This window comes from Sphingobium sp. CCH11-B1 (genome assembly GCF_001556865.1).
In the GTDB taxonomy this organism is placed as follows: Bacteria; Pseudomonadota; Alphaproteobacteria; order Sphingomonadales; family Sphingomonadaceae; genus Sphingobium.
Map to the genome: position 1 here is coordinate 56,093 of NZ_LSJY01000175.1, position 11,683 is coordinate 67,775.

Genomic DNA, 11,683 nt, shown 5'->3' on the forward strand with positions numbered 1-11,683 from the left:
GTTCGTCATGGCGATCGAGAAAGGCAGGGGTGCGACAGTCAACGGCGAGAGCCGTCGCTTCAACCTGCCTGAGCGAGAGGCGGACGGCGACTGGCTGGACGCGGTTGAAACGCTCGACGGTCCCGTGCCTCGTCGCCGGACGGAAGTGACGGTCGAACATCCCCGCACGATCCTAACCCGCAACACTAGCCCGGATATCGGCTTCGACCAGTCGATCAACGCCTATCGCGGCTGCGAGCATGGCTGCATCTATTGCTTCGCGCGGCCGAGCCATGCCTATCACGACTTGTCGCCGGGCCTGGATTTCGAGACCAAGCTGTTCGCCAAGCCGGATGCGGCGAAGCTGCTGCGGGCGGAACTGTCCCGCCGCAACTATCAGGTCGCGACGATTGCAATGGGGACGAACACCGACCCTTACCAGCCGATCGAAAAGGACTGGCGGATCACCCGGTCCATCCTGGAACTGCTGGTGGAGACGCGGCATCCTACCTTCATCACTACCAAGTCAGACAGAATTCTTCGTGACATAGACCTGATCGCCGATCTGGCGCGCGATGGCCTGGCCGCGGTGATGCTGTCGGTCACCAGCCTCGACCCGGTTGTGGCGCGGACGCTTGAACCCCGCGCGCCCCATCCCCGGCGCCGACTCGATGCCATTGCCCGGCTGGCCGACAGTGGGGTTCCCGTGACGTGCAGCATATCGCCAGTCATCCCGGCCATCACCGATCATGAAATGGAAGCGTTGATAGCCCGCGCGGCTGAGGCGGGCGCGCGCGAAGTCACCTATATTCCCGTTCGCCTTCCCCATGAGGTTGCGCCGCTGTTCCGGGCGTGGCTCCACGCCCATTATCCCGACCGAGCGTCCAAGGTCATGGCCATCATCAACGATCTGCGCGGCGGCCGGGACAATGACCCGGATTTCGGCACCCGGATGAAGGGACAAGGCGTGTGGGCCGACCTGATCCGCACCCGCTTCCTCAAGGCCCGGAAACGCGCGGGTCTGGGCGGAGAGAAACTGATCCTGCGAACCGACCTCTTCCGCCCACCAGAAGGTGCGCAGATGCGGCTGTTGTGACGATCGGCTCTAGCCCACCAGCCGCATCGCCGTGCGGCGGGTTCGGGTCTTGTACCCATCCGCCTTCACGTCCATCCGCTCGAACCGATGGATGGTGAGGCCCTTGATCGTGGCGATAGCGTCCACCTGATCCGCGCCAAGGCTGTAACCATCGCCCAGGAACAGCCGCGCCGCATGCCCGTCGCCCAGAGGCGCGCGCAGGAAAACCTCGCTGCGGCCGCCGTCGGCCCCGGCCAGCAGCGCCGCCAGGGCCTCAACCGCTTCGGGCGTTTCGACATCGACCGTCAGTTCCATGCGCGACGCGCTGGCGATGGCCCGGAACGGCTCGACCCCGCGTACCGTGACACGCGGCGTTTCTTCACCCGGCAGCCGGTCCAGTTCCACGATCAGCAGCGCGCAGTCGCCATCACGCGCCAGTTCCTCGATCGCCTTGCAGGCTTCCTCCTCGAAGCAGCTCGCCTGGAACTGGCCGCTCTGGTCGGAGAAGGTGGCGTTGGCATAGCGCGCGCCGCGCTTCGTTTCACGCCAGCGGACATCCTCGACCATGGCCGCCATGATGGTCATCGCGCGCCCTTCGGCATTTTGCGCGGGCATGGGCGACTGGCAGATGAGGCCATAGCTTTTCGCTCCCCGCGCGTCGGCCAGATGGCGATAACGATCGACCGGATGAGCGGAGAAATAGAAGCCGAACGCCTCCTTCTCCTGCGCCATGCGATCCGCCACCGTCCAGGCCTGATGCGGTGGCACGCGGACATCGGCATGGGGCGTTTCCACATCGCCGAACAGGCCGCCCTGCCCGCTTTCGCGTGCGGCCGCGTTGCTGGACGCAACGGACAATATCGTCTCGGCGGCGGCATGGACGCCCGCGCGGTCGGCATGAACGCTGTCGAACGCGCCCGCCGCTGCCAGGCTTTCAAGCTGGCGACGGTTCAGCAGGCGCGGTTCGATTCGGTCTGCGAAATCGTCGAGGCTCTTGAACGGGCCGCCCTTGTCGCGTTCCTCGACCAGCAGCTCCATTGCCTTTTCGCCCACGCCTTTCAGCCCGCCCAGAGCATAGCGGACGGCAAAGCCCAAGCGCGCGTCTTCGCCTTCGGACGGCACGGCCTCGACCGAAAAATCGGCCTGGCTGCGGTTGATATCGGGGGCGAGGCAAGTCAGCCCCATGCGGCGCATGTCGTCCACAAACACCGTCAGCTTGTCGGTCAGATGAATGTCGAACGCCATCGATCCGGCATAGAATTCCGCCGGATAATGCGCCTTTAGCCACGCCGTCTGATAGGCGAGCAGGGCGTAGGCGGCGGCGTGGGATTTGTTGAAGCCGTATCCCGCAAATTTGTCGATCAAGTCGAACAGCTCGTTCGCCTTGGCGGCCGGGATGTCGCTCTGGGCCGCGCACCCTTCGACGAAGCGGGATCGCTGCGCGTCCATCTCCGCCTTCACCTTCTTGCCCATGGCACGGCGCAAAAGGTCCGCGTCCCCCAGTGAATAGCCGGCGAGGATCTGCGCGGCCTGCATCACCTGTTCCTGATAGACGAAGATGCCATAGGTCTCTTCGAGGATCGGTTTCAGAAGGATGTGCGGATATTCAATCTCTTCCTGACCATTTTTGCGACGGCCGAACATCGGAATATTGTCCATCGGGCCGGGGCGATAGAGCGAAACCAGCGCGATGATGTCTCCGAAATTGGTTGGGCGCACCGCCGCCAGCGTCTTGCGCATGCCTTCCGATTCGAGCTGGAAAACGCCCACAGTGTCGCCGCGCTGGAGCAGTTCGTACACGGCGGGATCATCCCATGCCAACGTGTCGAGATCGACATGCACCCCTCGCGCCGCAAGCAGTTGAACCGCCTTTTGCAGCACCGACAATGTCTTGAGACCCAGAAAGTCGAACTTCACGAGCCCCGCGCCCTCGACATATTTCATGTCGAACTGCGTCACGGGCATGTCGGAACGGGGATCGCGGTAAAGCGGCACCAGCTGGGACAGCGGCCGATCCCCGATCACCACGCCGGCAGCATGGGTCGAACTGTGGCGCGGGAAGCCCTCCAGCTTCATCGCATAGTCGATCAGGCGGCGTACCTGATTGTCATTGTCATATTCGGCGCGAAACTCGCTGACGCCGTTCAGCGACCGTTCGAGGGTCCAGGGGTCGGTCGGGTGATTGGGCACGAGCTTGGCGAGCCGGTCGACCTGGCCGTAGCTCATCTGGAGCACCCGGCCGGTGTCCTTGAGCACCGCGCGGGCCTTCAGCTTACCGAAGGTGATGATCTGTGCGACATGGTCGGACCCGTATTTCTGCTGGACGTAGCGGATCACCTCGCCACGCCGCGTTTCGCAGAAGTCGATGTCGAAATCGGGCATCGACACGCGCTCGGGATTGAGGAAGCGCTCGAAAAGAAGCCCCAGTTGCAGCGGGTCGAGATCGGTGATGGTGAGCGCCCAGGCGACGAGCGATCCCGCGCCGGACCCACGCCCCGGCCCCACCGGAATGCCATTGTCCTTCGCCCATTTGATGAAGTCGGCAACGATGAGAAAGTAGCCCGGAAAACCCATCTGGATGATGATGTCGGTTTCGAACGTCAGCCGCTCATAATAGGGCTGGCGCGCATCGGCCCCGACGATGCCGGCCCTGTCGAGCCGCGCTTCGAGCCCTGCTGCGGCCTGCTCCCGCAGCATTTTCGCCTCGCCCTCGATATCGCCCGCCAGGCTGGGAAGGATGGGCTTGCGCTTGGGTGCGGCGACGGCGCAGCGTTGCGCGACCACCAGCGTATTGGCCAGTGCTTCGGGCAAGTCCTCGAACAGGCGTTTCATTTCGCCTGCCGGCTTCATCCAGGCGTCGGGCGAACTGGTGCGACGGTCGGGCGTTTCGACATAGGCGCTGTCGGCGATGCACAGCATCACGTCATGGGCCTTATGGAAATGGGGTTCGGCAAAGCAGGTCGGGTTGGTCGCAACCAGAGGCAGATTGCGATCATAAGCAAGATCGAGCAGCGCCGCCTCCGCCTTGCCTTCCACCGGGTCCAACCGGCGGCATATCTCGACATAGAGGCGACCGGGGAACAACGCCTCCAGCCGCTGCGCATAGGCAATCGCGGCGTCCGGCTGATCTTCGGCAAACAGCCGGGCCAGAGCGCCTTCGCCTCCGGCAGTCAGGGCGATCAGGCCGTCCGTCCGCCCCTCCAGCGCCTCGATCGTCACATGCGGCACATCCTCCACCGGCCGATCGAGATGTGCCATGGAGACGAGCGCGCAGAGATTGTCGTAGCCCTTTGCATCCTGCGCATAAAGCGCCAGCCAATCATGCACCGGAGCCGCATTGGCCGGACGTCCGGGCCGCAGCACGCCAAGCATCGCGCCGATGATCGGCTGCACCCCTTCATCCTTGCAGGCGTCGGAAAAGGCCATCGATCCGTAGAGGCCATTGCGATCGGTAATGGCGGCGGCGGGGAAGCCCAGCGCCTTGGCCTGCTTGGCGATCTTCTTGGGGTCGATCGCCCCTTCCAGCATGGTGTAGGAAGAAAAGACGCGGAGCGGGACGAAGGCGGCATGAGGCATGGTTCAGTCTAGTCCGGCACGGCGATTCGACGCCATCCCTCCATCGGCGAATTCTGTGGGTAAGTGCGGCGGCATCGCTGGCGCAGAAAAGGGCGCGGCCTTGCGGTCGCGCCCCATCTTTCCGTTCGGCGTTGCCGGTCAGGCGGCGCTGCGGTCCTGAGCGTTGATGTCCACCAGCTGTCCGCCATTGATGGCGATCTTCTTGGGCTTCATCGCTTCGGGGACTTCGCGCACCAGTTCGATGACCAGCAGGCCGTCGGCAAGGTCCGCCTTTTCGACCCGCACGAAGTCGGCAAGCTCGAACCGGCGTTCGAAACTGCGGTTCGCGATGCCGACATGCAGGAACTTCGAACGGTCCGCGGCCGAATCATCCTTGCGGCCGATCACCTGGAGCAGGTTCTGCTGCGCCGTGATGTCGATCTCGTCAGAGCGGAAACCGGCGACGGCCAGCGTCACGCGATAACGATCTTCCGACAGGCGTTCGATGTTGAAGGGCGGATAATTGTCGCTCTGCTGCAACCGCGCGTTGTTTTCGATCAGGTCGAACAGACGATCGAAACCGACGGTGGAGCGGCGATAAGGGGTCAGGTCAAAACCACGCATTGTCATAATCTCCCAAAGAGCAAAATGAACAGTGCCGAACCCGCAACGGGCGTCCGGCGATACGATGCCCGGCCCCGAAAGGCAGCCGGACAGCGTTGATATGGTTTGACGATCTGGCGTTTCAAGGGGGCGGGCTTCTGCCGCTTGCGCGCCCTTAATTTCGCATATTTCCCGCAGAAATTGACATAAAGTTGCGAGATGATGATCCTATCGCAAAGTCACGCGCCAAGTATAGGACCCCGTATCCGGTTAGGACAGCAAGACGAAAAAAGCGCCCGGACCGTGCCTGCACGATCCGGGCGCTTAATGGACGATTGCTCGTCTCCCCCTTGGCCTGCCTCAACCGCTTCTCAGCCCCCTAAGCTCGAAGCGGGATGCAGTATCCCTGAACCACGGCCTTTCACCTGTGCTTCGCCTGTCTTGCTATGACTGGCGCGGCCCGCTGTCACGGGCAAAATCGGGCCGCTGTGATTTTGCGTCCGCCCCTGTGGCTGGGATGCAACAATCCGGCAATACTTGCTGTTATGCCGGCTGCCCCCTAGACCCCCTTTCCCAAGCCTATTGCAAAGGATTGCGTGCGTCGCATGATTCTGTCCCGATACGAACGCATGATCGCCAAACGCTATTTGCTGCCGGGCAAGGGCGAAGGCTTCATTTTCCTGGTCGCCGGCATCAGCCTCGTCGCGGTGATGCTGGGCGTCGCCGCGCTTATCATCGTGATGAGCGTCATGAACGGCTTTCGCGCTGAGCTTTTCGACAAGATCGTCGGGCTGAACGGGCACGCGGTCGTTCAGGGCTATGGCGGGCGCTTGCCGGACTGGCAGTCGGTGCTCAAGGAAGCCAAGGCGACGCCGGGCGTCACCAGCGCGACGCCGCTGATCGAGCAGCCGCTTCTCGCCACGTTTCAGGGCCGGGTCGAGGCGGTGCTGGTGCGCGGGATGACTGTGCCCGACATCCGATCGAACAAGACGCTGAAGGGGAAGGTGATCGCCGGCAGCCTGGACGCGCTGGCCCCCAATAGCGGCAAGATCGGCATCGGATCGCGACTGGCGGAAAATCTGGGCGTACAGGTCGGCGAGAGCCTGACGATCATCAACCCCGCCGGTCGATCCACGCCGTTCGGCACGGTGCCGCGCCAGATCAGTTACCAGGTGGCCGCCATCTTCGAGGTTGGCGTCTATGATTATGACAAGGCATTCGTGGTGATGCCGATCCAGGACGCGCAGACTTTGCTGCTGCTGAACGATGTCGTCAGCATGATCGAGGTCGAGACCGTCGATCCCGACCGGGTCGGGCAGATATTGGAGCCGCTTGCGGCCAGGGTCGCGGGGCGTGCGGTCATCACCGACTGGCGGCAGATGAACGCCAGCCTGTTCGAGGCGCTGGCAGTCGAGCGCGTGGCGATGTTCGTCGTGCTGTCGATCATCGTGCTGGTGGCCGTGTTCAACATCCTCTCCTCGCTCATCATGCTGGTGCGGGCCAAGACGCGCGACATCGCGATCCTGCGGACGATGGGGGCCAGCCGGGGCGGCCTGGTCAAGATCTTCATGACCGTGGGCGTCACCATCGGCGCGCTGGGCATGGCGGCGGGGATGGTTTTGGGCTTCACCTTCCTCTTCTTCCGCCAGAGCGTGGTGAACGCCATCCAGTTCTTGACGGGCCAGAATCTGTGGGACCCGTCGATCCGGTTCCTGACCGAATTGCCGTCGAAGGCGGACCCGGTCGAGATTGCCATCATCTGTGTGATGGCTTTGCTGTTCAGTTTCCTCGCCACGCTCTATCCGGCTTTCAAGGCCGCCAATACCGATCCCGTGCAGGTGCTGCGCTATGAATGACATATTGAGGGTCGCGGGCCTTGCCCGCAGCTTCACCCAGGGTGGCGTCACCATCGACGTCCTGCGCGGCATCGACCTGTCGGTCGGACCGGGCGAGATCGTGGCGCTGCTGGGGCCGTCCGGTTCGGGCAAATCGACATTGTTGCAGGCGGTAGGCCTGCTGGAAGGCGGTTTCGACGGATCGATCCGCATCACGGGCGAGGAAGCGGCGAAACTGGACAATGACGGGCGGACCCGGCTGCGGCGCGACGCGCTGGGCTTCGTCTATCAATTTCATCATCTGCTGCCCGATTTCAACGCGATCGAAAATGTCGTGCTGCCGCAGGTGATCCGCGATGTGGAACCCGGCGCGGCGCGAGCCCGGGCGGAATCGCTGCTTACCGCCCTTGGTCTTGGCCATCGGCTGGACCATCGACCCAGCCAGCTATCGGGCGGCGAGCAGCAACGCGTGGCGGTGGCGCGGGCGCTGGCGAACCGGCCCGCGCTGGTGCTGGCGGACGAGCCGACCGGCAATCTGGACGAACGCACCGCCGACGTGGTGCTGGCGGAATTCCTGCGACTGGTGAGGCAGGAAGGATCGGCGGCGCTGGTGGCGACGCACAACGAACGGCTGGCGGCGAAGATGGACCGGGTGGTCCGCCTGCATGAAGGTGTGCTGGAGACGGCGGCCTGATCAGGCGGCCGCCGTCTCGCTTTCCCTTATCGTGGCGACGAGGATGCGGTCGCGTCCTTCCGCCTTTGCCCGCAGCAAGGCGGCGTCTGCCGTTGCCAGCAGGCGGTCGGCGCGCCCGTGATGCGGGAAGGCCGCCAGCCCGAAGCTGGCCGTCACCGGTCCCAGTTCGCGACCCCTGTGCTGAAGCCGAAGATCCCGGATCCGCTGTTGCACCTGCCCTGCCCGACTGAGCGCCTGATCGAGATCGAAGCCGGGCATGAGCATCACGAATTCTTCCCCGCCCAGGCGAAAGGCGTGACCCGCTTCGCGCAGCGATTCCCCCAGCACGCCGCCCACGGCGCGCAGCACGGCGTCACCCGCATCATGGCCGAAACTGTCGTTGAAATGTTTGAAATGATCGATATCGACCATCAGGCAGGCGAGCGGCGCGCGTGTGCCCTCGACATCCGCCACCAGGGTTCGGAGCATCGCGTCAAACTGGCGGCGGTTGGGAAGGCCGGTCAGCGCATCCACCATCGCCATGTCGCGCAGCTCGTCGCGCAGACGCAGATTGGCAAGCGCGAGCCCGATATTTTCCGCCAGAATCTCCAGATACTTGCCCGTCCGCTCGCGCGTGTCGGCGCTGCCCTCGGCGGGGTCCTCGAAATAGAGCAGGCCGATGCTGTCGCCCTGCACCGCGAGGGGGATGCAGATGGTGGAACGGCGAGCGGATGCGTCGCCGAGATGATCGCAGGCTATGTCGATCATTCCTCCTGCGGGCCGATGCGTCTGGCCACGACGCAACGCCCAGCAGGCTGACGGCGGGAATTCCCGGCGGGATAATTCGGGGGACAGCCATTCGCATGCCTGCGTCATCGCGTTGCGGCGATTGTCATGGATATAGAGGCGACCGGGATAATCCGGCGCGATCTCCGGCGCGAACCGCTCCACCACGCTTACCAGGTCGTCGACATTGGCGCAGCCCTGCAGTCTTTGGGTGAGCCGGGACAGAAGATCACGCATCGTGCGGTCGGTATCCCGCTCCTGCTCCAGCCTCTGCCTCTCCAGCCCGTTCTCACGGAAGACGCGGATGGCCTGCGCCATGTCTCCGATCTCGTCCACCTGTGGAAAATCGGGCGGGACGGCCGCGAAATCCTGCGCGGCGAGGCGGGTTACGACATCGCTCAGGCGCACGACGGGGCGCAGGATGCGCTGCTTCAATACGAAAAAGAGAACGCCCAGGAACAGGAGCGCGGTAATGCCCAACATCACTTCGGACATGGTCCGCCATCGGCGCGCGGTTTCAGTGGCCTTGGCGACCGCGTGATCGGTCCGCTGGTCGAGCATATATTGGAATTTGGCAACCTGCGCGCCGACCCGGTCCAGTTCGCGTCCATATTCATCACCGAACAGGATCGTCCGGGCGGTGCGATCGTCGCCATTGCGCGCGGCGGCGATGGCCGCCTCCTGCTCTTCTTTCAGCGCGTCGACCCAATACAGCGCCTGACGCAGGGCGGAGAGTTCCGATATGGTCGCGCCGCCATCCTTCAGATGCGCAATGCGCTGTTCGACCGAACGCTCGTCATCGCGTTCGCGGCGATAGGCGACCAGATGGCTGGGATCGCCAGTGATCACATAGCCCCGTGCCTGTTCGGTGAGGCGATAGACATCCTTTTCGAGCGAGGCGGTTAACTGGTCAAATTGCTGGCGCTGGGCAACTGCGGCACGTTCCCCCTCCTCCGCGCCGGAGGCCATCAGCATCGTGGCGCCGGACGCCAGCGTGAGGAAGACGGTGGCGCCATAGGCCCAGTTGGTGATCGTGGATAAACGCATGATGCCGCAAAGAATAGCGGCAACATCCTTTGCAACTGTTTAAGGAATCGTGGGACGAACGAAGAGGCGTCAGATTTCGACCTGGCTGCCCAGTTCGACCACGCGATTGGTGGGCAGGCGGAAAAATTCCATCGCGCTTTCGGCGTTTCGCAGCATCCAGGCGAAGATTTTCTCTCGCCACAGCGGCATGCCGGGCTTGGCCGATGGCAGCAGCGTCTGGCGGGCGAGGAAGAAGCTGGTGTCCATCATCTTGAACGCCTGTCCGCAACCAGTGATGGTCTTCAATGCAGCGGGCACGTCGGGCTCCTGCATGAAGCCATATTGCAGCACCATGCGGAAGAAGCCGCGCCCCAGATCCTCCAGCTTGCATCGGCCGTCATCCTCCACCACCGGCACATCCTTGATTTTGACGGTGAGTAGGATGACGCGCTCGTGCAGCACCTTGTTGTGCTTGAGATTGTGGAGCAGCGCATGGGGAACGCCATCGGGCGTGGAGGTCATGAACACGGCGGTGCCGGGCACGCGAACCGCGCTGTTCGCCGCTGAAGCGACAAAGACGGGAATCGGCATGGCGGCTTCGCGCAGGCGGTCCTGCACAAGCCGTCGGCCGCGCGACCATGTGGTGAGCAGGGTGAAGATCACAAAGCCGATCAGCAGCGGGAACCAGCCGCCAGCGGGCACCTTGGTCAGGTTGGCGGCCAGATAGGCGCCATCGACCAGATAGAATATGCCGAGCAGGGGAGCCGCGAAATACCACCGCCAGTGCCAAAGGCGGTAGAGCACCACCGTCAGCAGCACATTGTCGATGAACATCGCGCCCGTAACCGCGATGCCATAGGCGGCGGTAAGGTTGGACGATGTGCGGAAGGTGAGCACCAGCGCGATGACCATTACCATCAGCCCCCAGTTGATGAGGGGGATGTAGATCTGCCCGGCGGTGGACGCGCTGGTATGCTCGATCCGAAGGCGTGGCATGAAGCCAAGCTGAATCGCCTGCTGGGTAACGGAGAAGGCCCCGGAAATCACTGCCTGGCTGGCGATGATCGCGGCCAGCGTCGCGAGCACGATCAGCGGCAATTGCCCCCATTGCGGCGCAAGATTGTAGAAGGGGCTGTGAAGCGCGGCCGCGCCCTCGCGGAACAGCAACGCCCCCTGGCCCATGTAATTGAGCATCAGGGCAGGCAGGACGAAGAACAGCCAGGACACACGGATAGGGCTGCGTCCGAAATGGCCCATGTCGGCGTAAAGTGCCTCCGCCCCGGTGACGGCCAGCACAACCGCGCCGAGCGCAAGGAAGGCGGGTAGCGGATCGGTGACGAAGAACATGAACGCCCAATAGGGATTGAGCGCGAAGAGGATGCCGGGCGTCTTGACGATGGACAGGATGCCGAGCGCCGCGATCGTGACGAAATAGGTGAGCATGATCGGCCCGAAAAAGGCCGCGACCCGATGCGTCCCCAACCCCTGTATCCAGAAGAGGCCGAGCAGGATCAGCACGGCGACCGGCAGGATCGCGGGCGCCAGGCCGCTGTTGTAGACGGCCAGGCCCTCCACCGCCGAAAGCACGGACACCGCCGGCGTGATCATCGAGTCGCCATAGAAGAGCGCGGTTGCGAAGACGCCCAGCAGCACGATGCCCCGCGACCATCGCTGCGTACGGGTCTGGCCGTTGATGAGCGCCAGCAGGGCGAGACTGCCCCCCTCCCCCTTATTGTCGGCGCGCATGATGACGCTGACATATTTGAGAGTCACGACCAGCATCATCGACCAGAACATCAGGCTGATGACGCCCAATATATGGTCGGGATCCAGTGCCAGATGGTGATGACCGGCGAAGGTTTCCCGGAAGGCATAAAGGGGGCTGGTGCCGATATCGCCAAAGACGATGCCGACCGCGCCGACCACCAGCTTCGCCGTGGCCTTCTGCCGCGCATGGCCGTGACCGCCCTCATCGTCCGCGCCCGTGGAAGGCGCGGTGTTCGGAAGAAGATCAGCCATGAAGTAAAAGCCGAATGGTCATGCTCGTATCGACACCCGCTCGGGAACCGGACGAAACCGTCCGAGGGACCCCCGCAAACCGCCGCGCCCTATCATGGCTCCGGGGAGCACGCAATCGGATCGCTGCACCGC

The 11,683-nt window shown here is 63.5% G+C and carries 7 protein-coding genes; 3 read left to right on the forward strand and 4 right to left on the reverse strand.

Annotated features, from left to right (window positions below):
* The first annotated feature begins 7 nt into the window (after window positions 1–7).
* Window positions 8–1,075: a PA0069 family radical SAM protein gene (locus AX724_RS17575; protein WP_066768993.1), complete on the forward strand. Its 1,068-nt coding sequence runs from the start codon at window positions 8–10 to the stop codon at window positions 1,073–1,075.
* Window positions 1,076–1,084: 9 nt separating this feature from the next.
* On the opposite strand, the gene dnaE is transcribed toward AX724_RS17575, so the two are convergent.
* Together dnaE and AX724_RS17585 are read right to left on the reverse strand one after the other, a co-directional pair.
* Window positions 1,085–4,630, reverse strand: coding sequence for a DNA polymerase III subunit alpha (gene dnaE, locus AX724_RS17580; protein WP_066768878.1), 3,546 nt, complete (start codon window positions 4,628–4,630; stop codon window positions 1,085–1,087).
* 138 nt (window positions 4,631–4,768) lie between these two features.
* Entirely contained in the window at window positions 4,769–5,233 is a 465-nt protein-coding gene (locus AX724_RS17585; RefSeq protein WP_066768883.1) for an Hsp20 family protein, read from the reverse strand.
* A gap of 584 nt (window positions 5,234–5,817) precedes the next feature.
* Between AX724_RS17585 and AX724_RS17590 the strand changes: the two genes are divergently transcribed.
* Both AX724_RS17590 and AX724_RS17595 read left to right on the forward strand, forming a co-directional pair.
* Entirely contained in the window at window positions 5,818–7,068 is a 1,251-nt protein-coding gene (locus AX724_RS17590) for a lipoprotein-releasing ABC transporter permease subunit (protein ID WP_066768886.1), read from the forward strand.
* Window positions 7,061–7,741 (forward strand): ABC transporter ATP-binding protein, encoded by a 681-nt coding sequence (locus AX724_RS17595; RefSeq protein WP_066768888.1) that lies wholly within the window; start codon window positions 7,061–7,063, stop codon window positions 7,739–7,741. The genes AX724_RS17590 and AX724_RS17595 overlap by 8 nt, the downstream gene beginning before the upstream one ends.
* Here AX724_RS17595 and AX724_RS17600 read toward each other — a convergent pair whose 3' ends face one another.
* Entirely contained in the window at window positions 7,742–9,553 is a 1,812-nt protein-coding gene (locus AX724_RS17600; protein WP_066768891.1) for a diguanylate cyclase, read from the reverse strand.
* Window positions 9,554–9,622: 69 nt separating this feature from the next.
* Window positions 9,623–11,551 carry a potassium transporter Kup gene (locus AX724_RS17605; protein WP_066768894.1) on the reverse strand — a complete coding sequence of 643 codons (1,929 nt, stop codon included), beginning with the start codon at window positions 11,549–11,551 and terminating at the stop codon, window positions 9,623–9,625.
* Window positions 11,552–11,683 lie beyond the last annotated feature (132 nt).